The 26,431-nt window shown below is 64.0% G+C and carries 31 protein-coding genes and 1 pseudogene; 20 read left to right on the top strand and 12 right to left on the bottom strand.

What is annotated here, in order from left to right:
- Positions 1-10 precede the first annotated feature (10 nt).
- From R4P57_RS24840 to R4P57_RS24815, 6 genes are all read left to right on the top strand, one after another.
- Positions 11-460: a hypothetical protein gene (locus tag R4P57_RS24840; protein WP_317805534.1), complete on the top strand. Its 450-nt coding sequence runs from the start codon at positions 11-13 to the stop codon at positions 458-460.
- A gap of 142 nt (positions 461-602) precedes the next feature.
- Entirely contained in the window at positions 603-1,163 is a 561-nt protein-coding gene (locus tag R4P57_RS24835; RefSeq protein WP_317805533.1) for a hypothetical protein, read from the top strand.
- A 331-nt stretch (positions 1,164-1,494) separates the two neighbouring features.
- Positions 1,495-1,743 carry a type II toxin-antitoxin system prevent-host-death family antitoxin gene (locus R4P57_RS24830; protein ID WP_317805532.1) on the top strand — a complete coding sequence of 83 codons (249 nt, stop codon included), beginning with the start codon at positions 1,495-1,497 and terminating at the stop codon, positions 1,741-1,743.
- Positions 1,740-2,006, top strand: coding sequence for a Txe/YoeB family addiction module toxin (locus R4P57_RS24825; protein WP_317805531.1), 267 nt, complete (start codon positions 1,740-1,742; stop codon positions 2,004-2,006). The genes R4P57_RS24830 and R4P57_RS24825 overlap by 4 nt, the downstream gene beginning before the upstream one ends.
- A 13-nt stretch (positions 2,007-2,019) precedes the next feature.
- A complete protein-coding gene (locus tag R4P57_RS24820) occupies positions 2,020-2,220 on the top strand; it encodes a hypothetical protein (RefSeq protein ID WP_317805530.1) in 201 nt (66 codons plus the stop codon).
- Positions 2,221-2,325: 105 nt separating this feature from the next.
- Entirely contained in the window at positions 2,326-3,045 is a 720-nt protein-coding gene (locus tag R4P57_RS24815) for a DUF2510 domain-containing protein (RefSeq protein ID WP_317805529.1), read from the top strand.
- Positions 3,046-3,112: 67 nt separating this feature from the next.
- Here R4P57_RS24815 and R4P57_RS24810 read toward each other — a convergent pair whose 3' ends face one another.
- Both R4P57_RS24810 and R4P57_RS24805 read right to left on the bottom strand, forming a co-directional pair.
- A complete protein-coding gene (locus R4P57_RS24810) occupies positions 3,113-3,451 on the bottom strand; it encodes a DUF5319 family protein (RefSeq protein ID WP_317805528.1) in 339 nt (112 codons plus the stop codon).
- Positions 3,448-3,774: a hypothetical protein gene (locus R4P57_RS24805; protein WP_317805527.1), complete on the bottom strand. Its 327-nt coding sequence runs from the start codon at positions 3,772-3,774 to the stop codon at positions 3,448-3,450. The genes R4P57_RS24810 and R4P57_RS24805 overlap by 4 nt, the downstream gene beginning before the upstream one ends.
- A 300-nt stretch (positions 3,775-4,074) precedes the next feature.
- Between R4P57_RS24805 and R4P57_RS24800 the strand changes: the two genes are divergently transcribed.
- Genes R4P57_RS24800 through R4P57_RS24790 form a run of 3 tightly spaced genes read left to right on the top strand, consistent with a single transcriptional unit; the run spans position 4,075 to position 9,778 of the window.
- Positions 4,075-8,847: a hypothetical protein gene (locus R4P57_RS24800; RefSeq protein WP_317805526.1), complete on the top strand. Its 4,773-nt coding sequence runs from the start codon at positions 4,075-4,077 to the stop codon at positions 8,845-8,847.
- Positions 8,844-9,113, top strand: coding sequence for a hypothetical protein (locus tag R4P57_RS24795; RefSeq protein ID WP_317805525.1), 270 nt, complete (start codon positions 8,844-8,846; stop codon positions 9,111-9,113). Before R4P57_RS24800 ends, R4P57_RS24795 begins: the two co-directional genes overlap by 4 nt.
- Before the next feature lie 56 nt (positions 9,114-9,169).
- Positions 9,170-9,778: a hypothetical protein gene (locus tag R4P57_RS24790; RefSeq protein ID WP_317805524.1), complete on the top strand. Its 609-nt coding sequence runs from the start codon at positions 9,170-9,172 to the stop codon at positions 9,776-9,778.
- Between the two features lie 3 nt (positions 9,779-9,781).
- Here R4P57_RS24790 and R4P57_RS24785 read toward each other — a convergent pair whose 3' ends face one another.
- Together R4P57_RS24785 and R4P57_RS24780 are read right to left on the bottom strand one after the other, a co-directional pair.
- A complete protein-coding gene (locus tag R4P57_RS24785) occupies positions 9,782-10,120 on the bottom strand; it encodes a hypothetical protein (RefSeq protein ID WP_317805523.1) in 339 nt (112 codons plus the stop codon).
- 30 nt (positions 10,121-10,150) lie between these two features.
- Positions 10,151-10,378, bottom strand: a complete 228-nt coding sequence (locus tag R4P57_RS24780; protein ID WP_317805522.1) for a hypothetical protein — start codon at positions 10,376-10,378, stop codon at positions 10,151-10,153.
- Positions 10,379-10,564: 186 nt separating this feature from the next.
- On the opposite strand from R4P57_RS24780, the gene R4P57_RS24775 reads away from it, so the two are divergent.
- From R4P57_RS24775 to R4P57_RS24745, 7 genes are all read left to right on the top strand, one after another.
- Positions 10,565-10,783 carry a hypothetical protein gene (locus R4P57_RS24775; protein ID WP_317805521.1) on the top strand — a complete coding sequence of 73 codons (219 nt, stop codon included), beginning with the start codon at positions 10,565-10,567 and terminating at the stop codon, positions 10,781-10,783.
- Positions 10,784-11,160: 377 nt separating this feature from the next.
- Positions 11,161-11,373 (top strand): hypothetical protein, encoded by a 213-nt coding sequence (locus R4P57_RS24770; protein WP_317805520.1) that lies wholly within the window; start codon positions 11,161-11,163, stop codon positions 11,371-11,373.
- Positions 11,374-11,851: 478 nt separating this feature from the next.
- Positions 11,852-12,298, top strand: coding sequence for a hypothetical protein (locus R4P57_RS24765; protein ID WP_317805519.1), 447 nt, complete (start codon positions 11,852-11,854; stop codon positions 12,296-12,298).
- On the top strand, positions 12,285-12,674 hold the full coding sequence (locus tag R4P57_RS24760) for a hypothetical protein (protein WP_317805518.1): 390 nt from the start codon (positions 12,285-12,287) through the stop codon (positions 12,672-12,674). Before R4P57_RS24765 ends, R4P57_RS24760 begins: the two co-directional genes overlap by 14 nt.
- 67 nt (positions 12,675-12,741) lie before the next feature.
- Positions 12,742-12,867, top strand: a complete 126-nt coding sequence (locus R4P57_RS24755) for a hypothetical protein (RefSeq protein ID WP_317805517.1) — start codon at positions 12,742-12,744, stop codon at positions 12,865-12,867.
- Between the two features lie 299 nt (positions 12,868-13,166).
- Positions 13,167-14,081 carry a DNA-processing protein DprA gene (locus tag R4P57_RS24750; RefSeq protein ID WP_317805516.1) on the top strand — a complete coding sequence of 305 codons (915 nt, stop codon included), beginning with the start codon at positions 13,167-13,169 and terminating at the stop codon, positions 14,079-14,081.
- 1,064 nt (positions 14,082-15,145) lie between these two features.
- Positions 15,146-15,970, top strand: coding sequence for a lipase family alpha/beta hydrolase (locus R4P57_RS24745; RefSeq protein ID WP_317805515.1), 825 nt, complete (start codon positions 15,146-15,148; stop codon positions 15,968-15,970).
- Positions 15,971-15,987: 17 nt separating this feature from the next.
- Here the strand turns inward: R4P57_RS24745 and R4P57_RS24740 are convergent, their stop codons facing one another.
- The 4 genes from R4P57_RS24740 to R4P57_RS24725 are packed head-to-tail and all read right to left on the bottom strand — an operon-like array spanning position 15,988 to position 19,990.
- Complete coding sequence (locus R4P57_RS24740) at positions 15,988-16,800, bottom strand: ABC transporter permease (protein ID WP_317805514.1); 813 nt, start codon at positions 16,798-16,800, stop codon at positions 15,988-15,990.
- Positions 16,797-17,747, bottom strand: coding sequence for an ABC transporter ATP-binding protein (locus R4P57_RS24735; RefSeq protein WP_317805513.1), 951 nt, complete (start codon positions 17,745-17,747; stop codon positions 16,797-16,799). The genes R4P57_RS24740 and R4P57_RS24735 overlap by 4 nt, the downstream gene beginning before the upstream one ends.
- Positions 17,744-18,871: a hypothetical protein gene (locus tag R4P57_RS24730; RefSeq protein WP_317805512.1), complete on the bottom strand. Its 1,128-nt coding sequence runs from the start codon at positions 18,869-18,871 to the stop codon at positions 17,744-17,746. Before R4P57_RS24730 ends, R4P57_RS24735 begins: the two co-directional genes overlap by 4 nt.
- Before the next feature lie 21 nt (positions 18,872-18,892).
- Positions 18,893-19,990, bottom strand: a complete 1,098-nt coding sequence (locus tag R4P57_RS24725) for a DNA alkylation repair protein (RefSeq protein ID WP_317805511.1) — start codon at positions 19,988-19,990, stop codon at positions 18,893-18,895.
- Between the two features lie 335 nt (positions 19,991-20,325).
- Here R4P57_RS24725 and R4P57_RS24720 point away from each other — a divergent pair, with 335 nt between their 5' ends.
- Positions 20,326-22,851: a putative bifunctional diguanylate cyclase/phosphodiesterase gene (locus tag R4P57_RS24720; protein ID WP_317805510.1), complete on the top strand. Its 2,526-nt coding sequence runs from the start codon at positions 20,326-20,328 to the stop codon at positions 22,849-22,851.
- Positions 22,852-22,897: 46 nt separating this feature from the next.
- Positions 22,898-23,989, top strand: a complete 1,092-nt coding sequence (locus R4P57_RS24715) for a spore photoproduct lyase family protein (protein WP_317805509.1) — start codon at positions 22,898-22,900, stop codon at positions 23,987-23,989.
- 73 nt (positions 23,990-24,062) lie between these two features.
- Here R4P57_RS24715 and R4P57_RS24710 read toward each other — a convergent pair whose 3' ends face one another.
- From R4P57_RS24710 to R4P57_RS24700, 4 genes and pseudogenes are all read right to left on the bottom strand, one after another.
- A complete protein-coding gene (locus tag R4P57_RS24710; protein WP_317805508.1) occupies positions 24,063-24,464 on the bottom strand; it encodes a type II toxin-antitoxin system VapC family toxin in 402 nt (133 codons plus the stop codon).
- Positions 24,465-24,484: 20 nt separating this feature from the next.
- Positions 24,485-24,721 carry a type II toxin-antitoxin system prevent-host-death family antitoxin gene (locus R4P57_RS24705; protein ID WP_317805507.1) on the bottom strand — a complete coding sequence of 79 codons (237 nt, stop codon included), beginning with the start codon at positions 24,719-24,721 and terminating at the stop codon, positions 24,485-24,487.
- A 51-nt stretch (positions 24,722-24,772) separates the two neighbouring features.
- Positions 24,773-24,853 (bottom strand): annotated as a pseudogene (locus R4P57_RS26850) (DUF2087 domain-containing protein); the annotation flags it as partial.
- A 90-nt stretch (positions 24,854-24,943) separates the two neighbouring features.
- Positions 24,944-25,312, bottom strand: a complete 369-nt coding sequence (locus R4P57_RS24700) for a helix-turn-helix domain-containing protein (RefSeq protein WP_317805506.1) — start codon at positions 25,310-25,312, stop codon at positions 24,944-24,946.
- Positions 25,313-25,392: 80 nt separating this feature from the next.
- Here R4P57_RS24700 and R4P57_RS24695 point away from each other — a divergent pair, with 80 nt between their 5' ends.
- Positions 25,393-25,803, top strand: a complete 411-nt coding sequence (locus R4P57_RS24695) for a RidA family protein (RefSeq protein WP_317805505.1) — start codon at positions 25,393-25,395, stop codon at positions 25,801-25,803.
- 70 nt (positions 25,804-25,873) lie between these two features.
- On the top strand, positions 25,874-26,431 hold the full coding sequence (locus R4P57_RS24690) for a dihydrofolate reductase family protein (protein ID WP_317805504.1): 558 nt from the start codon (positions 25,874-25,876) through the stop codon (positions 26,429-26,431).

Here is a 26,431-nt window from a genome sequence, read left to right as displayed (position 1 = left end):
GACAACGCCGGTGGCCCCACCACTCAACCGTCCAGCAACTCTCGCCCTACCCGGCAACACCTACTACCCCGTCACCCTGACCCAATCCGGCCGACCGGCAATAAGGCTCACCGCGACCGAAGCTGCGAAGCTGGCTGCCGATATCGCCGGGATCCTCGAACAGCGGCCGGCAGGCTACTTCGACGACTCCCGCCGACTCCTCGATGGCCTGCACTACTACATCGAGCGACACGCCGACAAGACCCTGGACCGCCGCAACGCACGAGACGAAGTCGCGGCATACCTTCACGCACGCTGCGACTTCGGAGACCTCGACATCGCCGAAGAACTCGACATTGCGATCCGGCACGCCACAGCATTCCGTCGACGCCACACCGCCAAGCACGGCGCAACATTTCCCAACCTGACGCCCGAATGGGAGCGCATCCAGATTGAAACACCATGGCTCGCAGCGGGATAGCAGCAAGAGCCCTTAGCGCGCCGAGGCGATGCCAGTACGCAACCTGCCGATACCTCACCCGAGCCGACAGCGGGCGATGCCCCCACCACACCTCAACCCGCAGCGAACTGAACAACCCCACCCCACACGACGAGGAGCGCACATGACCACCCAACCGAAACTCAACTCGCACAAACGAGTTCAATCCCGAATCGACCGAAAGGTCGACGAAGAAGTCGCCGCCAGACTCGCCGCGATGCCCCAACCTGCCGCACCCGAACCAGCGACCCCGCCCCGCGGCCCGGGTACGAACGCGGACACCGCACTCGCAGACGCCATCGCAGCGAAAGAACGCGCCGAACAACAAGCAGCGACCATCGACACCATCCGCGCCGCACGAGCCACCAACACCCCCACCCCGGCCCAGCAACGACAAACCGAAGCCGACGCGACCGTCGCCGCAGTCATCGAAGAGAGACGAGCCAAGAAGGAAGCAGCAGCCGAAGACGGAGACATCAACGAACGCCGCCACGCCCACGTCGAACGCACCCGCAACGGAACCACACCCCAACCCCTCACGACCGCCCCGACGAGCGGCATCGCACCATTCCGGCAACGAAGCTTCGAAGAATCCGCAGAAAAGACCGTGGCCGCAGTCGCGAAACGCGAGCAGCGAAGAACCGACATCGCAAACACACTCCACACCCTCCGAACGGAGCGATAGCGCCCTATCAGACCGGAGCGCTGGCCGCCCGACACCTACGCACACGCAACCGAGACCGGTGAGTCGCGTCCGGTCTCGGTTGCGCTCGCGGGCGCGCACACGCGTGCGCGAGGGCCGTGGCGTTTTCTCCGTGCTCGCTGGGGTGAATTCGTGCGACGAAACGTCAGTATGAGTACCACTTGTGGTACCTGTACCGGAAGTGGTACCTTAATCGCACTTAAGGCGATTTCCCGCGCAATGCGGGGCCAAGCAGAGAATTTGCCCGCGCAAGGCGGGCCGCACACGTCCGTCGGTGACCGCCATCGCCACGGACCGGAGGAGCCCAGATCCCATGCCAGCCATCACCCGCACCGAAGCCCGCAAAAGTCTATTCCCGCTTGTCGAACAGGTCGTAGAGGACCACACCCCCGTCGAGATCGTCTCCAACGGAGGTAACGCGATCCTCATGTCGAAGGCCGACTACGACGCGATGATCGAGACCGCGTACCTCTTGCGCAGTCCCGCCAACGCAACCCACCTACTCAAGAGCATGGAGCAGGCCCGCCGCGGGGAGGTGAAACCCAGAAAGCTGGTCAAATGACCCAAGTCCGATTCACCGAAGAAGGATGGGACAGCTACACGTCCTGGACCGTCGTCGACAAGAAGATGCTCGCCCGCATCAACAAACTCATCGACGCGGCACTGCGCGACCCGTACGTAGGGATCGGCAAGCCCGAGCCCTTGAAATATGCTCTGGCAGGGGCATGGTCACGACGAATCGACGCCGAGCATCGTCTCGTCTATGTGCCTCCGAGCGACGACAATCCGGACCTCGTCATTCTGTCGACGAGATACCACTACTGAACGGAACAAGCCTGTGATCGACCCGGCCATCATCAGCAGTCTCAAGAGCACCGAAACCGATGTTCATATCACCACCGTCGATGGAGGGGACTATTACGGGACGATCGCAGACTTTTCGAGCCTCGACGTCACGTTGACCTATCCACCGGATCACTCGGGGCGGTTCCCGGGTGCAGTTCTTGCTCTAGACAAGATTACCGCGATCGAATCCTGAGCTCGCGGAGAGTGCGCCCGCCGAAGCGTCATTCAATCGAATGGTGCTTCGGCGCAAAGGATCACGTACGGCGCGTCAGTCGGAGGCGTCTGGTAATCCTTACCCATGACAGTCGCAGGTTGGTACCCGGATCCGGTCGATCACACGGTCGATCGCTACTGGGACGGCGCGCAATGGACACCCGCAATCCAAGCGCGACGCGCACGGCACCCGATTCCGGCACCGCAGCCAAAGACCAAGAGGCCGAACAAGACTCTGCAAACCCTCGGTGTGATCTTCCTCGTCGTGTTCTTCGGCGGCATGGCGATCTCCGCGATCGAAGACGACACGACGGCACCGGTGGCGCGCACACCCGACACCGCTGAGACGGTCGCCGAAGCGCAGTCACCCGAACAGGTCATGGAGACCGAGAACGTGGCCGGCCCACGAGACACCCTCAACTACGACGATGGCCTCCAAGCCGCTGTCACCGCGGTGGTCGAAGGCCCATCGACGAGCAGCCTCGACGACGAAGGCCCGTACACCGTCATCTCCTACGCGCTCCACAACACCGGCACCGAGACGCTCGACGCTGCCGACTGGTACGCCCCCCACGTCAACTACGGACCTGCTGGTGTGAGCACACCGAGTGAGATCCTGGCCGGCACCATCAGCGGTATCGAGCCGGCCTGGTTGAAAGGGTCCGGCCTGATCGCGCCGGGAGGGACCGTGACTGTCAGCTTCGCCTACAAGGTCGCCGCCGCAGAGCTCTCAAGCGCCACGATCACACCGCGGTGGCCCGGCCGCAAGACCTGGACCGGCGACTTCGGCGCGGCCTTTGGCTGACCCGGTATCCACGCTTGTGCAGGGGGCCGCTCAGAGGGTTCGCAATCCCCTTGACTGAACGAGTGAGTCAAGTCGTCGTGGTCGGGTGTACCGCAAAGTTGCCCGACGCGTGTGCCGCGAAGCCTCTGCAGAAATCCCAGCTGACGAATTCGGTTTCGCTCGCGGTGTCGTCTAAGACGGCGTGTTCAGGTTCCAGGCCCGCAAGGATCTGGGAAAGTGCCATGCGGAGCTGAAACCAGCCATGCAGGTGGTCTTTCGCGCAGTCGTCGCACCAGACCGCGAGGCCCTTGACGCCCACCGGGGCAAGATATGACTCGAAAAGGTGCAAGTCGACGAGATCAGCTCTTGCACTGGCGGCCTCGGCAGCAGAAATCGGGCCAAGCCCGCCGCCGGGCGTCGCCGTCACGCGGTCCAGTTCTGGTCATAGACATGCATGGTCCGGCCGTCGGACACCTCGAGGCGGAGACTGTCCAGGTCGGCGTAGGTTGCCCATCTTGTTGTGCTGAGTTGTGCAATCGCCTCCGATGCCGAGATCGACGGTGGGCGTGAAGCGAGGATCGTTCCTTTCACGGCGGAAATGTAGATCTCGACCGCGATCACACACCCTGCGCACATGCGTGCGTCTGGGTCGGGTTCCGGGGGTGGACGCAGCGACCCCACGTCATCGGTCTTCTCGCCGTCGCAGAGTGACGAGCCGTCCAGATTCCACACGTGCAGGAGTGCTGTCATGAACGGATCCTATTTGGCACCGACTGTTGGCGTAGAAAAACCGCCCGTGGCATACAATCAGCAGTACAAAGAACCTCAGTGAGCTAGCCCGATACATCCTGAACAGATCGTAGGGCGAGCGGCGAAAACCTAACCGACACCGAGTCGGACAGGAACAAGACCTCCGAGTCGACGCCGAGCATCGCAGAACCCACCGAACGGGTCTCTGCGTGCTCGGCGTTCGTGTTTTCTCGGAGACGATTCGATGCACGCCGCACCAGCTCCCTGCACTACCCGCGACGCCAGCGTCGGCGGAATCTGATGTCGAATTCCGGGTACTCAGCCGGAACCGCGTCGCTCACGGTTCGGCCGGATTTCAGCGGCTTCCGTCAGCACGCGAACGCCGAGATCCGTGGCATCGTCCTTAACCCCATCGACGTCGTGCTGCGCGCCGACGCGACGCAGCTACGCAGACAGGTGCAGGCCGAGACCCGCGCCGCCGGCACCACCATCGACATCGACGTCAATCTGGACCTGACCCGCGCACGCGCCCAGATGGACACGTTCCGGCGCAATATCCGCGACATCGACATCGACGTCAACGTCGATACCACCAACGCCCGCAACGGTATCCGGCAATTGCAGGACGCCGCGAACGATCTCCGCGACACCCTGAACGACATCAACATGCCCGGCGGTGGCGGTGGTGGTGGCGGCGGCGGTGGTGGCCCTGCGGGTGCAGCAGCAGGCGCGGTCGGCCGACTCGGCTCGGTAGCCGGGATCGCGCTCGGCGCGATGAAGGCCCTCGGCGTGGTAACCCTGATCCCGCTCATCGCGTCGGCCCGTGAAGCACTGCTCGTCGTCACCCTGCTGCCTGCTGCCATCGCCGCTGCCGCTGCCGCGATCGGCACCCTCGTCATCGGGTTCCAGGGCGTCAGTGACGCGATCACGGCAGGCAAGGCACTGACCGCCGACGCCGGTGCCGAAGCTGCGACATCCGCGCAGGCCATCGCCACTGCGAACCGGGCCGTCGCCGACGCTGTCGACGGGGTGACCTCTGCCGAAAAGGCACAGAAGCGCGCCGTCGAAGACGCAGCCGACGCCCAGAAGGACCTGACCAGGGCACGTAAGCAGGCCACCGAGCAGATCGAGGACATGAACCTCGCGCTCAAGGGGTCCGCGCTCGATGAAGAAGACGCGATCCTCGCCGTCGAACGCGCCGCGGAACGGCTCCGCAATCTCGGCCAGGACGGCCCCGTTTCCGGGCTGGACCGTCGTGAGGCCGACCTCGCGTACCGGCAGTCGCTCCAACGTCTCGAAATGACCCGCGAGTCGAACGCCGATCAGCGCGAAGAGGCCGCGCAGATGCAGAAGGACGGCATCGAGGGCTCCGAACTCGTTGTCACGGCGAAGAAGCGGATCGTCGACGCCGACGAAGCTGTCATCGACTCGAACAAGAACGTCGCGAAAGCGGTCCAGGCCGTCGCCGACGCACAGTTCGCTGCCACGCAGGCCATCAAGACGTCCGCGCCGCTCCTCGACGCCTACAACAAGGCGCTCGAGAACCTGTCCCCGAACGCCCGCGATCTCGTCGTCCAGCTCCGCGACCTCGGTGGAGCATGGAAAGAGCTGCGTTTCGCGGTGCAGGACGAGCTGTTCGAGGGCATCGGCACCGACATCACCGAACTCGCCGACGCTCAGCTCCCTCGCCTGCAAGAGGGCCCGACCGGCATCGCTGACGTCATCAACTCCAACCTGTCCGGGGCCCTGGACTTTCTGTCGACCGAGTCGTTCGGCACAGATCTGACCCGGATTCTCGAGAACTCAAAGGTCGCCGTCGACAACCTCATGGGCGCGTTCGGCCAGCTCGGCGAAGCGTTCGTCGACATCGCGACCGTCGGCTCCGACTTCCTTCCTGGTCTGACAGGTGAGGACGGATTCCTCGGCTGGGCAACGCGATTCGCCGACCGCATCAAGGAAATGCGGGAGTCCGGGGACCTCGAAGTCATGATCCAGGGGGCGATCGACAAATTCGGTCAGCTCTGGAACATCGGCTCGTCGATCGTCGAACTGCTCGACAACATTTTCGACGGCTCGGAAGACACCGGCGACGGGATGCTCGTCTCGATCCAGGCGACTCTCGACAAGTGGAACGAGTTCCTGTCCTCCACCGAGGGACAGCAGGCAATCCGGGACTTCTTCGAAGACATCCGAACCACCTGCCAGGCCATCGCGGACATCATCTCCGGGGCAGCGAACATTGTCGGATTCTTCACACCCGACGCGCCGATACCCCGCGACGGTGAGGGAGGCGGCAAGCCTGGAATAGGTGGTGGTGGAGGAAGTTTCGACGGCGGCGGTAGCAGTGCCCCGTCAGCCGGTGACCGCATCAACAAGTACCTCAGTCTCGGATCCAGTCGCGCCATGCCCGAAGGTGCCGGATCACCTCTGCTCGGTGGTGTCAATGAGTACGGCGAGTACGAACGCGACATCTTCGGCAAGGCCTGGGACGGACTCTCAGGGATCGGTGACTGGTTCGGCGGCGGCGCGTTCGACGGACTCGGAGCGAAAGACGGTCAGTCCCCGGCATCGGCGTTGTGGGACAGAATGTTCGGCGACGACGAGAAGCCTGCGTCTGTAGGTACCGGTCAGGGTCCACGCGGAGCCCGCGACTACGGCGCTCTCGCCGACTCACTCGGTGCCGAGGCGGGTATCGGCATGGACGGTACCGCGGAGCCCGAAGGTGGCTGGCTCGGTGGGCTGTGGGATTCGACGACCGGGACGGTGTCGGCCGGCTGGGATGCCACGATCGCCAAAGCGGGGGAGCTCGGTACCTCGATCGGCGATCTGGGAACCAAGTTCCTCGAGTCGATCGGTGGCACCGCGACCGGTGCCTGGAACGGTCTCACCTCGACCGTGTCGACGACGTGGACCGAGGACATCTCCCCGGCCATCGAATCGTTCAAGCAGGACGGTCTGACTGGCCTCGCGGACCACTTCACCAACACCATCACCGACGGCGCGGTCCCGACGTTCGGGGAACTGCCCGGCGCTATCGGGTCCGGTATCTCGACGATGCTCACCGAGCACTTCCCGGGCCTGACCAGTGGCCTGTCCAGCGTCAGGACGTTCTTCGACGAGACCGTCGAAGGCATCCGCGGTATTTGGTCCAAGCTCGGCGGTTACCTGTCGGAGCCGATCAACTGGGTCATCTCGAACGTCATCAACGGCGGCATCGGGCGGGCCTGGGGTGCGGTCGACAACTTCCTCGGCGGCAAGCTCCCGGACTGGACCGACGTCGGCCTCATCGGCGGCGGCGTCGATGTTCCCGGAATGGAGACGGGCGGCTTCGTGCCACGCGAGCCGGGCACCCAGTGGGGCAAGGACGGCGTACTGCGCATCCTCGCCCCGGGTGAAGTCGTCATGTCCAAGCCCGCAGTGGACCGAGCCGGTGTCGAAAACCTGCTCGCCTTCAACGCATCCGCGCAGGGCGGGAACCGGCCGACGAGTGAGGGCCTGTTCCAGCTCGGCATGGAGACCGGCGGGCGGGTCAGCAAGAGCGATCCGGCGTGGGACGCGATGAAACGCGGCCACGACTTCGCACAGAGCCAGGATGGCAAGCCCTACCAGTGGGCCGGTCCCCGGTTCGTCGACGACTCGTTCGACTGCACCGGCTTCATGTCGTCCATCGCGTCGGCGATCCTCGAGCAGAACGTCTGGACTCGAAAGTTCTTCACCGGCAGCTTCAACGGCGGCGAGAACGGCCCGATGGGATTCAAGCGCGGCCTCGGTGCCGGGTTCTCGATCGGTATCCACGACGACCCGGGCGGTGCAGGTGGCGGTCACGCGGCAGGCACCCTGTCCGGGTTCGAGGGACTGCCCGACATCAACGTCGAGGCGGGTGGCCGGGCCGGTGACGTGCAGTACGGCGGCGGCGCGGCCGGTGCTTCCAACAGTCAGTTCCCGTGGAAGTACCACCTGCCCATCGCGGGCGGTGCCTTCGTCGATCCGGGTCCGGGCGGTGGCGGCGCGGCGGCGGGCCCGACTGCCGAGGATCAGAGCTCGATCGCGGCACGGTTCTTCGACAAGATCATGGATCCGATCCAGACCAAGATCGAGTCCCTGTTCGCTGAGCGGCCCCCGGAGTCGAATGCGATTCCGGGCGCGATGCTCGATTCGGTTCGTGATGTCGTTCGGGAGTCGATCTCGGATGCCACTCGCGGTATCGATGTCGTGGTCGATGGGATCAAGAAGCTCACCGACCTGGTGAGTAAGCCGGTCGATTCGATCGGTGACTTCATCTTCGACCGCGACACCGGTGGCAACCTGCCACCGGGATTGTCCCTGCTCAACAACCGGACGGGCACGGACGAGTACGTGCTCGAGCCGGAAGGCTTCCAGGCGATCAAGGGGCTGATGGGGGTCCTTAGTTCCGGCGCTGTCGGTGGCCTCAGTGCGGGCATTGCCGGTGGCCTCAGTGCCGGTACTGCCGCGGCAGCCACCGGCCCTGCTGGTGCTGTCGCTGCGGGTGCGGCTGGTGCTCTCAGCGCGGGCGGTGCCGGTGCCCTCAGTGCGGGTACGGACGCGCTGAACAAGATCGGTGGCGTCGGCGCGTTGCCTGGTTTGGCTGCGGGTGCGCTCGGTGAGTTCGGCAACGGACAGCAGCGTCAGCAGGAAGCCAACCCCAACGGGGGCGGCGGCATGGGCGCAGGCGGCGCGGGTGGCTACGACTACGCGGGCCGGTTCGCGTCCTACGGGCAGGACCTCCTCGGTATCGCGAAGGATTCGTCGCTCGAGTACCTCGGTCTCGAAGGCACCCTGTTCGACCCCAAGAACCCGTACACCTCGCAGTTCCTGGAGGCGATGACCGCGACCGGGCCGATGTCCGGTGGCGCGATGGTTCCTGCTGATCCGTACGTCGGCCAAGGCCTCGCCAAGGGTGAGCAGATCACCAACGGTGCGAATCAGCCGGGTGGGCCTGTCGACAACTCGACGACCTACAACATCACGGTCGCAGACCTCGAAGAGGCGATGCGAAACATTCGTGCCGGTGAGGCCCAGAAGGCTCTGCAATTCGCCGGGAGGTGGTCATGAGCCGCGGGCCCTACGAGCTGACGAGCGCCGATTACCAGCGTGCATCAGCAGCTATCAGCCACCGCATCAACGCAGACGGCGCCGGCCTGCGGCATGCCCTCGACAGCGCACACGACGAGCAACGCACCGAAGAGCTCCTGATCAGCGTCATCGACGCGTTCGCGCAGCTGGCCTCCGTGGCCGGCGCCGACATGTCGGTCGTCGCGTCACTCGCAACGCGGACCGCAGTCCAGCTCGCGACCGGAAAGCACGACAGGAAGACCTGAGTTCAGAGGCTCCCGATCGATCAAATTCCGACCTGAACCAGAGAGCGACCATTCCGGTGACCACACTGCAGGACTTCCGTGACCCAACAGAACAGCTGCACGGCGCAACGCATGCGCTCGAGGACGCCATCCACCGGCTCATCGGTCCCCGAAGGGGTGTGGTTGCCAACGCCGTCCACATCGGACCATCTCTGTACGCGAACATGCGCAGCGACATCGCCGGCCAGCAAGGGACGGGTCTGGGAAACGCTGCGCGCTCACTCCCACCCGCATGGCTCGCTGCGATCGACTGGCTGCACGACGTCGAGCGAACAGTTCACGGTTGGTGGATCGACACAGACGCATCGACAGAGTCACGGCTCGACTCCCTGAGCCGATGGCAATGGCAGAAAGCCGACCTCGTACAGGTCGAAGACATGACGGCCAGGGTCGCTGAATGGGTACGACGCGCCGAGAGGCTGTTGGACGCTCGAGCGAGCTTTCCCGTGACCGGGAATTGTCCCGAATGCCACGTCGCGGTCACGAAAAGCATCGACGCCTGTGGTGAGACCGTCCGCTCGCCAGTCCTGCGCGCCAGCGTCAGCGGGGCCCACTGCCAGGCATGCGATGCGTCGTGGCCGGCAGATCAACTGTGGGCATTGGCGGATCTCGTGCGCAAACAGTGAGTTCTACTGGTGCCGTTGTTCGTTCAGGGCAATGTCGCGGAACGCCAACTGACTCGGCATCGAATCGAAGAGGTCATCGATCTCGATCCCCTCGTCGCGCACGGCGTGAAGAATCTGATCGGTGATGTGCAGGACTGCCTCGACCATGTTCGATTCACCCGCCCCGCTCAGCGCTTCGACGAACCCGTCGGCGACATTCGCAGACCGGGCCAACTGTGCGCCGATCCTGACCACAGCCAGCTCGAGCTGAGGACTGCGAGCCCCGTCGGTATAGGCACGATCGCCGCCGGCGGCGTGGTCACGGATCACCGAAACCGCTGCCTTATAACTTGATTCGTCCATTGGCCGATTGTAGCCTTCAACCCCGCGATACTACTGACGCAGCGACTCCATGTAGGTGCGGACATCGGACCGAACCCACCGCAGGCCACCAGCGGGGCCGAACGGCGCGAAACCTTTCGCGAACAGTGGGTTACTTCCCCGGCTCCGGTCAGTCTTCACCGTCCCTGGCTTCACGCTGAGCAGGGTACACAGTTCCGGCAGCGTGACCCACGGTTCGAGCTCGTCGGGATCGGGGTGTTTGCGCGGATTGGTTGCCATCGGGGTCGTCCTGTCTTCCGGGAATACGTCGAACGCAACATACAACAGCTGAGAGGCATCGAAAACCACTGTGCTGTCTAGCATCTCGCGTTCAATTCTGGACGACCGGCGGTGTTGGCCCTCGTTGGAGTCTTCCCGTTGTCAACCCGGGTTGCAAAGTCGGTCGATCGCGACCAGACTGGCCCCGTGGACATCCGTGAAGACATTGTTGTCGCGCTCGCCGAGGCGTCCGCCCGAAACCGCGACGCACAGGGTGCGGCGAATGCTGCTGCTGCCGCGCAGCGCTCCGCGATCTTCGCTGCCGTTGATGCCGGCGTCCCGGTGCCCGAAATCAGCGAAGTGGCCGGCATCAGCCGCGCACGGGTGTATGCCCTCATCAAGTCGCGAGATGGCCAGTTCAGCTGAATGTTTCGGGTTTGGTAAAACCTCGCTGGATCAGTCGATGTAATTTGTAACCCCCCTTGACAATAGTCGTCAAGGGGGGTTACATTTCTTTCAGCTCCCCAGTGAGCAGGCCACTTACATTCTCGGCCAACCAATCCCACAGAAGAGGTCATCCCCATGGCTACTCGCATTCATTCCAAGAGGACTGTTCAGTCCACCCTGGGCTCTGAGATCACCATCAGCTCCGATGTCATAGACGACACAGCCCTGGTGACCCTCGAAGCTGACATGAGAGAGGGCCTGGTGGACCTCACACCGGCTGTCGCAAGACGACTTTCAGCCCTTCTAGCCCAGGCTGCTACAGAAGCTGAACGCCAGCTCGCCCAGGAGCTCACAGCATGAGACTGTGGACGGAGGCAGCAGCCCCAGGCGTCACGTTCAGTGCCCATCTGAGCAACGAATCCGACCCTACGGTGACATTGACGGCGTCAAGCCAGCAGCTCGAACTACTGCTCACCATGGACGAGGTGTCCAGCCTTCTGGAGGTGTTGCACTCGGTCACGGAAAAGGCGCTCGGTGACCAGGCCTCGGAGTTCCTGAGAAGCCAGTAGCCACGTCACCCCTGCGACTCTGCACCATCTTGGATGGGTTCAGAAGCGCAGGGGTGAAGTACTTTTCGGATCAAGTGCAGGATTCTCGACACAACCAGATCCATAGAAATGAGATACACTGGATGATGCACCCCAGCCCCAAGCGGCTGCCTCCATGGTGCGTTCAGCATCGCTCTGATGCGCAAACATCACAGATTCACCTTCAGAAGGTTGACAGATGATCACATTGGAAGGTGTCCCTCCCTCTTCCCAGATTCGAGACGAACTCGCTGACTCCGGTCAGAAGGTGATTCTCAACTTCTCACGAGGCAAGGACTCGCTTGCAGCATGGATTGCACTGCGCGACTCAGGAATCGAAGTGATTCCAATACACAAATCCTGCCCACCAGGTCTCGAATTCGTCAGACGATCGATCGCGATGTACGAGGAACACTTCGGCGTTCACATCGTCGATCTACCCTCCTACGGATTCTTCCGAATGCTCAACAACTTCGTGCACCAGCCCCCGGAACGCTGCGCCATCATCGAGGGAGCAGACCTCCCACAGGTCAGCAGAGATCAGTTCGACCAGCTGATGCGCCTGCACTACGGCCAACCGGACACATGGATCACCGACGGTGTACGAGCCGCCGACTCCGCAGTACGGCGTTTGTCGTTCAAAACCCATGGGGCTGTGAAGGAGAAAGCCAGGCGCTGTTCTCCAATCTGGGACTGGCAGAAGAAGGACGTCATGGGTGCGTTGAAGCGTGATGGCCTGTCCCTCCCTGACGAATACACGTGGCTCGGCCGGTCTTTCGACGCGTTGCGATACGACACGCTCGTGCCCCTGTCGAAGCACGAACCAGAGGACTGGGAACGAATCAAGCAGTGGTTCCCGATGATCGAGATGGAACTGATGAGAGGTGCGATGAATGGCGTTGTCTGAGGAAGTTCGAGCCAAGCTGATGGGCGCGGGCGTAGGGAAGAAGTCCACCAGGAAGCAGATCATGGAAGCCCTGACCTACCAGCCCCACCCTGATGTGCTGGCCGACGTCGAATATACCGGGAACCTCGAGGAGGATTCGACAGCCGAAGTAGCTGCCCTGCAACAAGGTCTGTCCGGCCATGCGAAGGAGTGGGCGGCCAAGTTCAAAACGATGAACGATTCCGAGTTCTGGTGTGCGTTCTGCTTCGAGTCCCGCGCTCACAAGGAGAGGTTTCTGCAGCTGCTCAGCCTGTCGGAGCTCGGAGACAAGTACCTCGATGGGCATGAAGCGGCGAAGCGTCTCGGATTGGAATTGGACGAAAAGAGCGTAGAATAAACATGTTTCACGCATTCGCACGCGTGGAAAATGGCTAGTCTCTGCGACATCGCGAGAGGAGGAAACCATGCGCAACGCATTCCAGGAAGCAGGACGCCGCATCAGCGGCGTCTACCGAAACATCGTCGGCCGACGCAACCGCAACCGCGACGCAGCCCCGGTCGCTGCAGCCTCGGCATACCCCAACGGGTAGGCCGATCCGGCAGCGAGGCAGGGCTCTTGGTGCTCGACGAAAGTGCCCTGCCTTGGCCGAAATGGGCACACTGTTTGGGGCTCAAGGGAGGCCCGGCCATGTTCACGCCAGAGTGGGCAATTGAGCCTGGGCTCCCCCAGCCGTGGCCTCCGAATAGGGCGACATGTCGGTGGTCGGCTCTAGTCTTCGAACGTATGTCCTATATCGAAGGGTCGAGAGCTATGAATGATGCAGGAAGAGCGCACTTGGATGCCGGTGGAATGCTGCCAATCTCTGCAGTGCGTCCTAAGCTGTCGGACATGGGTGATATTAGCGCAGAGGAGACCGTGGCTCTGCTCGCTCTGCTCTCGGAGCGGCCGCTGAAGATGACGTGGCCCGCCATTGCCTCCGAGGTTGCTCTGCGCGGCTCCGCGGTCGACATCTGGAACGAGATCCATCCACCTACGTTCGATGGAATGAACGACGAGGATGGGTACCTTTCGGTAGCCAAGGATCAGCTCCGCTCCTGGGAACACAGCGGTTTCGACCTGCTCACTGTGCTGGACGACCGCTACCCAGCTAGCCTTCGGGAAATTCACGAGCTACCACCGTTGCTCTTCATGAGGGGCAAAGTGCACTACGACGAGGTCGGGGTATCGGTCGTCGGCTCGCGTAACGCGTCAGACCGTGGAATCGCAATCGCGCAGAACATCGCCGGCGGGTTGGTGGACCGCGGAATTTCCGTGATCTCTGGCCTGGCAGTGGGCATCGACACCGCAGCGCATCTCGCCACCCTCGCCGCAGGGGGACGGCCTGTCGGAGTAATCGGCACTGGCATCAATCTCGCGTTCCCAGCAGCGAACCGCGATCTCCATGATCGCGTTGCCGACGCGGGAGCCTTGATCTCGCAGTTCTTCCCCGATGCACCGCCGCGGCGTCAGCACTTCCCAATGCGAAACGCAGTCATGTCTGGAATTGGGCGTGCCTCGATCGTTGTCGAGGCGGGCGAGCACAGCGGTGCTCGAATCCAAGCGCGCTTAGCGGTCGAGCATGGTCGACCTGTGATCCTCACCGACCTCGTCGTAGGTGCGACAAATTGGGGGAAAGCGCTAGTCGGCAGGCCAGGGGTTCACGTGGCGGGAAGTATCGCGGAAGCGATGGCGGTCGTAGAGGACGTAGTCAGCACCGCGTCGTATATCGACGACCAGCTGCCTGTCTTGTCCTTGGACAGGTAGGTGAAGAGGGTGGGCAACGAGTGACGCTGGCGGACGCGCAGAAGGAACTGGTTGAACGGGCCGGTGGGTATCTCCGGAATACTGTTCGTGATGCACGCACGTGTTCAACGTGTACGACGCTTGTGTACGACGGCTATACCGAGTGCTATCCATGTGCACATACCCCGCCCGGCCGTGCGGACCTCGTTGTGCCTCTGGTGTACGGCATCGACGGGGTGCAATCCGGTACCTTGCTCCGGCATTACAAAGACAGCCCGTCGGCGGCGACCCGAGCAAGCCTGAGCCGGGTCATGCGCAGCCTGCTTTACACGGGTATAGCTGCACACCAGGATGCGTCGGACACGTGGTCGGCCAGCCTGTAAGCATGCGAATGGCAATTCCCTCGCTGAGTGGACGGGTCGGTGAGCACCCATTCGGCAAGATGGCCCGGCAGATGAACGCGGTGTCGTCGACAGACCCCTGCCTGATCGCGTCGTCCGTCGCCACGAAGGAACGAGTCTTCTCCGGCTCGCAGTTTGAGGTGTCTCCCGGTTCGGCATCACTGGCGGGACACCACATCATGGTCCTCGACGACACGTGGACGAAGGGCTCCCGTGCCCAGTCAGCATCCCTGGCATTACGGGCGGCCGGTGCATCGAGGGTGAGCGTGATGGTTATGGGACGGTGGCTGAAGGGTGGGTACCGGGACGCAAGCAAGTTCATTCGTACCCTGCCAGGTGACTACGACCCCGCAATCTGTCCAGTGACAGGTGGCACGTGCCCATAATCAGTGCAAGCCGCGTGGACTCGGTGTGGTCGCAGAATGCAGCGCACCGCCCCTCACTAGGTGGACTGGGCGACACACTTGCCCGCGCCTGAGCAGCTCCTAAGCAACTGAATGGACTGGAAGATATTCGGTAGCTGTCACTCGTAATGAAAAGGTCAAGAGTTCGATTCTCTTAGGCGGCTCAGACTTCGAGGCCCCTCACTGATACGCATCCGTGAGGGGCTTTTTCGTACCCTGATCAGCTGGCAGTCGGATCGGATGATGTGGTCGGACGCTGTCGACGGGCACACTGGACTGGGTGTTCGCCTCCCTCGCCCCCGCTCGCCGTCGCCTCGTGTTCGTCGTCCTCGCTCTCGTCCTGGTCGGGGTCGTCGCGGCCGTGGCTGCCGTCGTCGCATCGCGCCTCACGAGCGACTCAGTCGCGAGCGATTCAGTCGCGAGCGTCGACCAGTCCGTTCCCGGCCCGGTGCTTCTGGTCCCCGGGTTCGGCGGTTCCACCGATGCGCTGGAGGTGCTCGCGGCCGGGTTACGGGAGAACAACCGCGACGCGACCGTCGTGGCCCTGCCCGACGGCGGCGTCGGCGACCTGACCGTGCAGGCACAGACCCTGCGCGACGCCGTCGACGCTGCTCTGACCAGGACGGAAGCGAACTCGGTCGACGTCGTCGGGTATTCCGCAGGCGGAGTGGTGGCCCGGATCTGGGCCACCGACTTGGGCGGCGCCGAGCAGGCCCGACGCATCGTGACCCTCGGCTCCCCGCACCACGGCACCCAGGTGGCTGCTCTGGCAGCCCAGTTCGTGCCCGACCAGTGCGCGGCCGCCTGCCAACAGCTCGCCCCGGACAGCTCCGTGCTCACCGCCCTGAACTCCGGCGACGAGACGCCGGAGGGCCCGCAGTGGGTGTCGATCTGGACCGAACTGGATCAGGTGGTGACCCCGCCGTCCTCGGCCCAACTCGACGGGGCGATAGACATCCCCGTGCAGAGCGTGTGTGCGGACTCCACCGTCGATCACGGGAACCTACCTCGCGATCCTCTCGTCGCCGCGATGGTCTCCGCCCAGTTGGACGGCAGCTCTACCGTTCAGCTCGCTGCGGGTGACTGCGCCCGCCTGCGTGGCTGAGGGCGGGCGGGTGACACTCAGCTGGTGATGTCCTTGGTGGTGAAGTTCGCCCACGCCGCCCCCAGGAGCACGACGACGTAGACGCCCTGCAACCCGACGCCGCGCACCAGGTCCCGCGTCGGCACCGGGTCGCGGAAGAGGTCGACGAAAGCCAACCAGTACCGCGTCGGTAGGTACGGCGCGATGGCGTCGGCGGCGTCCAGCGTCAGCAGTAGCGAGCTGGCGATGAGGAATGCCAATGCGCCCAGCGTCGCGGCGAGCGGGGAGTCGGTCAGGGTCGAGAGGAACAACCCCATGGCAGCGACCCCGAGCATGGACAGCGTCACGTAGAGCACGGCGATGACGGTGCGCGCAGCGACCTGTTGATCGGTCAGCACCGTGCCGGACACGCTGGAGACGCCGGCCAACGACGTGGTGTCGAACAGCGTCGTACCGACGAAGTACGCGACGGCGGCCACGATGATAACGGCCAGCAGCACGAAGGCGGCCACCGAAATCAGCTTCGCCACCAGTAGCTTGGTCCGTCCCACCGGGCGGGCCAACAGGTAGCGCAGGGTGCCGGCCTGGGCCTCCCCGGCGACGGAATCGCCGGCGATGACCGACACGGCCACGGGCAGAAACAGCGGAAGCACGATGGCGAGAGCGGCGAGCGGGAAGAGCTGGCCGTTGGTGGTCACCGCAGACAGGAAGGCGGGGCCTTCGCCCGGTCGCGGACCGACGTCGGTGAGTGCCAGCAGGCCCGCGACGATGGTGGGCAGCAGATTGAGCAGGAGAATGACGACCCACGTGCGGGGACGGCTCAGCATCGCGCGTAGCTCGACGCCGATCATGCGGTCACCTCCGTCCGAGTGGAACGGACGGGACCGTCGACTCGGTCGGCACTGGCGCCGGTGACGGCCAGCACGGACTGCTCCAGACTCATCTGCTGCGTTGTCAGCTCGCTCACCCGCACCCCACCTTCGACGAGCAGTCGATTGAGCAGGGCCGAGTCGGGGTGTTCGATCACGAGCTGCTGCCCTTCACGGTGGAGCACGGTGGCGTTCTGGACTCCGGAGAGCACGGTGACGGCCTCGGCCGGATCCGGGGTGCTCACGAGCACTCGGCCGGTGGGCTGCTGGAACGCGGAGAGCTGATCCTGCAGAACGAGGCGACCCCGATCGAGCACTCCCACTCGGTCGCACAGTTGCTCCACCTCGGCCAGCAGGTGGCTGGAGAGGAAGACTGTGGTGCCCTTTGCATGCAGGCCCAGAAGCAACTCTCGAATCTCCAGGATTCCCTGTGGGTCGAGACCGTTGGTCGGCTCGTCGAGGATCAGCAGCTCGGGGGTGCGCATGAGCGCCGCGGCCAAGCCGAGTCGCTGCCGCATGCCGAGCGAGTACTGCTTGACCGGTCTGCGTCCCACCCCGGCGAGACCCACCTGCTCGAGGGCCTCGCCGACGCGGGAGGTCCTGGTCCGCCGGGAACCACCCGGCCCGGCCGCGTCGAGCAGCGTCAGGTTCCGGCGTCCGGAGAGATTGGGGTAGGCGGCGGGGTTCTCGATCAGCGCCCCCACCCGCGGCAGCACACTCCCGCGTCGCCGCGGCATCTCCTCGCCGAGCACCTGCATCTGCCCGGAGGTGGCCAGGACCAGGCCGAGCAGCATCCGCACGGTCGTCGTCTTGCCGGAGCCGTTCGCACCGACGAATCCGTAGATGTCGCCGGCACGCACATCGAGGTCGACGCCGTCGACTGCCCGCACCGATCCGTAGCTCTTGGTCAGGCCGGTCGTGCGGATCATGTGGCTGCTCCTTCGAGCTGCTGGGCGGCGGTGGCCAGGGTTTCTGCGGTGACGGTGCCGGAGAGCAGGTAGCGACGCCGGTCGGCGGTGGGCTCGGTGATCAGGACGTTGAGCGGCCCGATGGTCAGAGCGACACTGCCGCCGGTGACGACTGCGCCCGGGGCTGCCCGCAGCTGGTCGACGAGCCCGCTCGCGGCGCGGCGCGGCAGCGGAGCGGCGATCAACTCGGTCACTCCACGGCCGTAGATTCCCACCGCACCCTGGCCGCCGCGGTCCATCAGGTCGAGTCCGGACAGAGTCGACGGAAGACGGGCGGAGTCGATCCCGTCGGCGAACGAGGCGATGTCGAGCCCGTCCTGCTGCTGCACATCGGTTCCCGGCGGTGGGACGAAACGGACGGTGTCGGCGTCGGGGGTCGCGGAGGAGAAGTCGAGGAATCCGGTGCTGACGATAGGGCGAGTGGCCCCGTCGCCGAGCACGTCGACCTGCAGCGGAAGACCGCTGTCGGGGTCGACCCACACGTCGACCTCGGTGACGGTGCTCTGTGGTTCGCTGGGGATCAGCCGGAGGCCAGGGGCGTCCCGGCCTGCGATCCGGCGAGCCGGAAGCCGGGTGACCTCATCGGCGGCCGCCTCGCTCAGCAACCGCTGCCCGAGTTCCGGGGGCAGCAGGTCGGCTTGGCGCGGGAGGCGCAGGCTCGGCTCGGGGACCGGTGTCGCCACGGCCGTGTTCTGTTCGTAGTCCCAACTCCACAGCCGAGCCGGGCTCCGGTACAGACCACGCTCACCGGCGAGGCGCACGGTGTCGACGCGCCAGCTGTCCGGGCTGCGATACCACGCGCGCAGGGTCGTGGTGTCGCCCAACAGATCCGGAAGGCCGCCGAGTCCGTCGGTCACCGGCAGAGTGACACCACCGACCGCCTGGGCGTAGCCCGAGTACGGCGTCGCGGTGGAGGACTGGACCTGTGCAAGCAGTTCGGCCGCGCTGATGTCCGATGCGCCGACGGGCAGGCGCGCGATCATCGAGGGGGTGGCGACGAGCACGGCGATGCCGAGCACCACTGCCAGCCACCGCCACTTCTTGCGCACCTCTTCGACCGTACGGATGTACCCGTTGTGCTGCATGTGGGCAGTACAAAGCCCGCGTCAGCCGACGAGCGCGAACTCCGCGAAACCGTAACTGACACCGTTGATCTGGAGCTCGATCGAGTGGGGGCCGGGGTAGTACTTCCGTGTGGTCAGCGTCCGAAACGAGTGTTGCCGTGCAACGTCGATGCTCTCACCCGGCGCGATCGTCTTGGTCGTGAGTTTGAACGTCTTTCCTGTCATCCCGCCGTTGGCTTTGGTGTGGTGGACGATGTAGTCGATCGCGACCTTGGCCGGTTCGGTGCCGACGTTTCGGATCGACGCATCGAAGTGCACGCTGTCGCCGATCCGTAGCTCCACAGCGTCGAGGGTGGGGCCGTCCACCTCCAAGTCGGCCGGAGCGAACCCGAGTAGCGCAAGTGCGTCGGTGTTTCCGTTCTTGATCACCGTCCGAAGCGCATGTCGTACAAGCTGGTCGGTGTTCGCGTCCGGTTCGTCGAGCCACCGCGCCGCGGATCGGACGACCAAGTCCGGTACGTCTCGGCTGAAGTCGTTGAGATGGTTGGCGACAGAACGTCGAACGTAGTCACTGTCGTCTCGGTAGAGCTCGTCCAGAATCGGCACCGTGACGCCAGGGCGTGCGAGAAGGTCGGGGACGCGCACCGACCACGGCAGGTACGGGCGGGTGCCTTCCGATGCCAGACGACGCACGTGCGCGTCCGATGACTGCGTCCATTCGAGCGCGATCTCGAGCGCACGATCCGCATCGGCTCGCAGAAAAGTGCGGATGGCGAACTCCGAGCTGAGTCGACCGGTGAGTTCGGCCAGCAGCGACATCCCGTCGTCGAACGCGGCGGATGTCTGCTCGTCCACGGCCTTCAGGGCCACGGCACTCGTGACCGGCCAGATCGACCAGCCTTGGAAGTCCGGATCCTCGGCAGCCAGTCGTATTGTGCGAGCGAACTCCGTGTAGTCGCCGGGCATTCCCGCGAGAAGGGCATCACGCAGTAGATCGGCGCGCTCCCGAAGCGCGAGCGGCCCCAACCGATCGACCGATCCTGTCAGCAGTGACAGATCAGCACTCGGTGCGGCGTTGCGAATTGTCCGAAGTAGCGTGCGAGCCGCGTCCGGACCGATGAGTTCGTCGGCGAAAGGCATGAGAGTTTCTTACCCGACATTTCACGTGCCGCGGAATCGTCGGGGCTCGTCGCTCGGTCGCTGCTGATCGGGACGGTGGGATCACCAGGGCGACACCCTGTTGCCCCACTGTGCCGATGGCGACGGAAGGAATCGGATTGGGATAGCCTTCACGGAACATCAGTGCGCGAATACGCTGGCCGACTCGGGTTTTCGGTGGGGCGAGTATCCACTCCGATCCCGGTCGACCGTGCGGCGCACTGGGCTACCACCCTGGGGGGTCGCGTCATGCCCGTCTCTTGTGTCGAGTGGAACCGAAGCGCGTGTTTTCGGTGTCGATTCGGTGAGGACGCGCTGTGAGCGGCTGGGTATGGGTGGTGATCCTCAACGGGATCACCGCTGCGGCGTACCTGGGGATCGTGCTGTTCATCGTCCGGGGGCTGCTGCGCACCGGGCAGCTGCGTAACAACCGGTTGGCGTTGGCAACGGCAGCAATCTTCTTGACCTGCGCTGCGCATCACCTCATCCATGCGGTGCATCTGCTGTCGGGGTTCGACAGCCATGCATCGCATCTCGACGCAGGTTCCGGCGTGGGGATGCTCGACGCGATGCGGGAGACGATGGGCGACGGCGTCGACGTCGCGGTGACGGCATCGACGGCGCTCGCCGGCGTGATCTACCTGGGGATGCGCCGCTTCTACGGCCCGTTGATCGGCTCGCCCTCCATGTTCGACGATGCAAGCGAGGCACGGTACCGACAACTGGCGGCGAACCTGCCGCACACCTCGGTTTTCATCGTGGATTCCGACTTGCGATTCGTGCTCGTCGAGGGGGCGGACCTGGTGACGGAGGGCTACGACCCACATCGGATGGAGGGTCAACTGCTGCGGGACACCGTGTCGCCGGAGGCGTACGCCCGCCTCGAGCCTCACTATCTGTCGGCCCTCGCGGGTGACGAGTCTTCCTTCGATACCGTCAGCCCTCGAACAGGGGCGATTTTTCAGGTGAAGACCCGTTCGCTACGTGATAGTTCAGGTCAGATCATCGGTGCGATGGTGCTCTCCGAGGACGTCACCGCCGAGCGTGAGGCCACCGCCGCATTGGAGCAGGCACGGGCGTTCCGTGACGCGGTGTTGACCGCCTCACCGGATGTCACGACGGTCACCGACGTGGCTACCGGCCGTGTGACATGGGCCTCTCGTAGCCTTCGGACGCTCTTGGACGGGCCGCTTCCGGACGGGGCAGGCCATGACGACCATCAGCCATGGGACGGGCTCGATGGCTCCGGCACTACGGCTGGCGATGAGGAGCAACTGGACGGGGCGATGGTGGAGGACGTCGACGTCGTCCGAGCTGCGAACCACGAAGCGGCGTCGCTGCCGGAAGGCGAGAGCGTCACGATTCGATACCGGGTTCGAGCGGCCGATGGCACCCTGCGGTGGCTGTCGCGACGCACCACGCCTTTTCGGCGGGAACCGTCGGGTGAGGTGATGGAAGTGCTGTCGGTCGTGCGGGATGTGACCGACGTCGTCGAGGCGGAGCTGGCACTCGAACAGGCCGCCCTGCAAGACCCGTTGACCGGGTTGCCCAACCGGATGTTGCTGCTGGACAGAATCGGCTCGGCGATCAAACGCGGTGAGCGTAGCGGCGCTGCTGCAGCGGTGCTGTTCTGCGATCTGGACGGGTTCAAACGAGTCAACGACACCGGAGGTCATGCTGCCGGTGACGCGGTTCTCGTCGAGGTTGCTCGACGTCTGCGGTCGGTGCTGCGAGCCAACGACTCGATCGCCCGAGTCGGCGGCGACGAGTTCGTTCTCGTCATCGATGCGCTGCCCGCCGAACGTGGTTCCGACAGGCTTGCGGGTGCCGGCTTGGCAGAGCGCGTCGCCGAGCGCATCCGAGCGGTTCTCGCAGCCCCGATCGTGTACCAGGGCAGTCAGTATGTGGTGTCGGCCAGCGTGGGCATGGTGCTGGTTTGCAAGGGTGTCAGCGCGCAGGAAGTGCTGCGGGACGCGGACTCCGCCATGTACCGAGCCAAGCAGCTCGGTAAGGACCGGATCGAATTGTTCGACGACGCGCTGCGTGCGAACGCCCTCGAGCGCTCCTACATCGAGCAGACCTTGCGGGGTGCACTCGATCCCGAACACCGCGGTGCTGCGACACTGACCGTTGCCTATCAGCCGGTCTACGACCTCGGCAGCAGAGTGCTCATGAGCTTCGAGGCACTCGCGCGCCTACGTGACGACGACGGCGCAGGAATTACACCGGACCGTTTCATTCCCGTGGCCGAGGACACCGGCCTCATCTCCGAGCTCGGGGAGCGTGTGCTGGACGACGCGCTGGGCACTCTGGTGCGGTGGCGCGCGGCGAACCCGCGCGGTTCGGAGTTCGCCATCCCCGTCACGATGGCCGTCAACCTCAGTGCCCGACAGGCTCAACACATGGATATGGCTGCGGTGGTGGGTGCGGCTCTGGGGCGGCACCGAATGGCTCCGGAGGACCTCGTTCTCGAGCTCACCGAGTCGGTGTTGCTCGAGTCCGGGTCCTCGATGCTGCGTCAGCTCGGTGAACTGCGTGAGTTGGGTGTCGGCATCGCCATCGACGACTTCGGCACCGGATTCGCGAGCTTGCGGTACCTGGCCACGCTGCCGGTGAGCGCAGTGAAGATCGATCGATCGTTCACCGCCACGATGACCAGCGATGAGACGAGCAGCAGCATCGTTCGGGCGATCATCAATCTCGCGCGAGATCTGCATCTGGGGTGTGTTGTCGAAGGGATAGAGACCCTCGCCCAGCTCGACGCGTTGCCGAGTTCTGTTCAAGGGCAGGGCTATCTGTTGGGTAGACCCGATGAGATTCCGTCGAACATCTGGGTCTCGTAGCAACGGACGGGAAGGATCCACGACGGACGGGCGTTGAACTCGGGTAATGGACAACGCTCTCTCTGCCCCTACTCGACTGTGGACGCCGTCTCGCGTCCTGATCACGCGGTCTGCGTCGGAGCTTCCGCACACCGCGGAGATCGTTCGCCGGTGCGAGGATGCCGGCGTGACCGAAATCGACGTGCTGCCGGGCGACCGTCTGACCGGGTTACGCGGCGAGACCGAGCGAGAGACCTACGCCCGTGCCAAGACGACGATGGCCGTGGTGGTTGCGCCGCCGAGTGCGCTTAAACCGCAGCCGATTCCGCCGAGCGCTGACTGGCGCATCGACCTGGCGAAGGGATGCCCCGCCCACTGTCAGTACTGCTATCTGGCGGGATCGTTGTCCGGGCCGCCCATCACCCGGGTGTTCGCCAATCTCGACGACGTTCTGGCGGGGATCGGTACCCATGCAGGCCGTGGCACCATCACCTCCGGCACCGAGGAACGCGGGCACGAAGGGACGACCTTCGAGTTGTCCTGCTACACAGATCCATTGGGTATCGAACATGTGACCGGATCCCTTGCCGAGGCCGTGCGCAGAGTTGGCGCGGGCGAGTACGGCGATGGCGTGTCGTTGCGCTTCACTACCAAGTTCGACGACGTCACCGAGTTGGCGACGTTGGATCACGGACGACGCACCCGAGTTCGACTGTCGGTCAATGCCGATGACATCGCGCGCCGGTTCGAAGGGGGAACTGCGCGGATGCCTGCTCGAATCGAGGCGCTACGGCAGCTTGCGCTGGCCGGATATCGAGTCGGGCTGACCATCGCACCGATCATGCCCATTCCGGAGTGGCGCGAGCAGTACGGTCGGCTTCTCTCCACCGTCGCCGACGCGCTGCGCGGCGTTCCCGATCTGGACCTGACCGCCGAGATCATCACTCATCGGTTCACGCCGTCGAGCAAGGATGTGCTGTTGAGCTGGTACCCGGGGACGAAGCTCGAGATGGACGAAAGTGCCCGCACAGCAAAGAGAAACAAGTTCGGCGGCGTGAAGTACGTCTACCCGAAGGACACCATGTCGGAAATGCGGACGTGGTTCGTGGAAGAACTCGAATCCGTCCTACCCGAAGCGCAGCTTCTGTACTGGACCTGACGAAGCCCGAGCCCCCGATTATCGGTCGGCGAGGGCCCCGCTCATGGCCCGTTCTGCCGGGCGGTGATCGTCGTCAGGAATCGTGATCAGGATGGGGAACGGAGACGACCGTGAGTCCGTCGATTCCCGCGAAGTCGGTGGGGTTGCAAGTGAAGAGCGGCATGTCCACGGCCAGAGCCGACGCGGCGATCAATGCGTCGTACGCCCGTGCAGCCGGCTTTCTGCCTGATTCGCGTAACGATGCTGCGACGCGACCGAATGCCCGGGCAGCGAGCGCATCGAACGGTATCGGTTCGAAGTCGGACTCGGCTTGCTGAAGGTGGAGTTGCCTCGCCGCGCGATCCTTCTCGGTACGCGAAACGTGCGTTCCGACCGACAATTCGGCCAAGGTCACTGTGCTGATGGAACATTCGTCCGGTAAAGCGTCGACGTTCTGGATTCTTCCGAGCAGGATCACGGTGGATGTATCCAGCATGCCCCGTTCATGCCGGTCACTCATAGTGAAGGGTCCAAGACTTCGTCGATGTCCTGCCGCAGAGCCTCGGGGTCGACACGCGGTAGTAGCCGCCGCCGGCTGATCAGCTGCGCCGTCGACACCTTGCGGCGAGGGAGCGGCCGCAGTTCGGCAATTTCCATCCCGTCTCGGGTGACGATCAGCGATTCCCCACGCTCGACACGCGCGAGAACGTCGCCGCCGTGGTTCCTCAGATCACGCACGCTTACCGGGTCCATAACCGGACTGTATCACGGGTGATACAGCAGCGCTGCCAGGGGAAAGTCGGTTCACCCAACAGTTCGAGCCCGATACATCGAGCCCGCGCCGTCTCGTTCGAGAAATCCGTCGTCCACGAGCTCGCGTCGTAATGTCGCGTCTTCATGGCGGAGGAGAAGCCGAAAGAGATCGCGCGCTTCATCACCCGGTTGTCCGAGCGTGCCGAGGCTTCATCGATGCCGTCATAAGGCGTCGAATCGATCTCGTGCGCTGTCGATTTCGTGCATGTGAGCTGCCGCCCAGGCCAGGAGCACGTCGACGGGATCCCGAAGGGTTTTGCCCAGCGACGTCATTCGGTACTCCACGGCCACCGGACGGGTGCTGAGCACGGTCCGCTCGATGATGCCGTTGCGTTCGAGCTTCCTGAGCGTTGCGGTGAGGGACTTCTGCGTCACTGCCGGAATTGCACGGCGGAGGTCGTTGAATCGGCAGGGTCGCTCGCACAATTCGTTGAGTACCTGCAGCGACCACTTGTCCAGCACATGGTCCAGCAGCTCGCGGTGTGGGGCACTGATCGTCAGCTCTGTTCTGCCGTCGGCGGTATCGGTCATGAAACCAGGTTCCCTTGAAGTGTCCTCTGTGTACCAAGTATCAAGGTTATACCTGGCTTGGTCACGACGAAAGGAAGTTCATGAGCGTCACTCGATTCACCCCGTCCGGCATGATGCAACCAACCCCCTACCACCACGTGGCGGTGGGCCAGGGATCCCGGCATATCCACGTCAGCGGTCAGATCGCGCGGAACGAAGACGGGTCAGCGATCGCAGCGAACGACTTCGCCGGGCAGGTCGCGCAGGCGCTACGTAACACGGCGATCGGATTGGCCGGTGCCGGAGCGACATTCGAGGACGTTCTGCGGTTGACGTTCTACGTCACGCAGTGGGCTCCGGAGCGCATCGGTGAGTTCATGGACGGCGTCACACGTGTTGCAGGCGAGATCGGATTGCCGACTCCGATGCCGCCCGCGTCGTTGATCGGCGTGGACTATCTCTTCGAGCCCGACGTCCTCGTCGAGGTCGAGGCGACGGCCATTCTGGACTGACTCGCCGACCGGTGACTCCCGGGTACCGCCGAAGTCCATACTGACAACCCCACCCGACCCCAGGAGTGACATGGCAATTCTGACGTACAACATGATCGTTTCTCTCGACGGCTATGTGGAGGATTCCGCGGGCAGTCTCGACTACGCCATGCCCGACGAGGAGACGCATCGATTCTTCAATCGTCAGACGGAGGAGACCGCGGCTTTCCTGTTCGGGCGTCGAATGTACGAGGCCATGGAGGACTACTGGACGGCCCCGGAGCGAGCGGACGGCGAGGACATCGAAGCGGAGTTCGCACGGCTGTACGTGGACACACCTCGGATCGTCTTCTCCGACAGTCTCGACTCCGTTGCCGACGGGTGTCGGTTGGTGCGCAGTGCCGATGCCGTCGCCGAGGTGCAGCGCCTCAAACGCGAGACCGAGGGAACCGTTGCCGTGGCCGGAGCCGCTGTGGCCGCGTCACTGGTCGACGAGATCGATCAGTTCGAGGTCATCCTCCTGCCGACCATCCTGGGCGGTGGCAAACCATATTTTCCAGCCGATCACCATCTCGACCTGACACTCGAAGAGCAGCATACTTTCGCCGCATCGGGATGGGTCTATATGCGCTACAGCGTCTCTCGTTGA

Origin of the sequence: Rhodococcus sp. IEGM 1330, assembly GCF_033142445.1 — a bacterium.
Lineage (GTDB): Bacteria > Actinomycetota > Actinomycetes > Mycobacteriales > Mycobacteriaceae > Rhodococcoides.
This window is presented reverse-complemented; position numbering and strand designations above follow the sequence as displayed.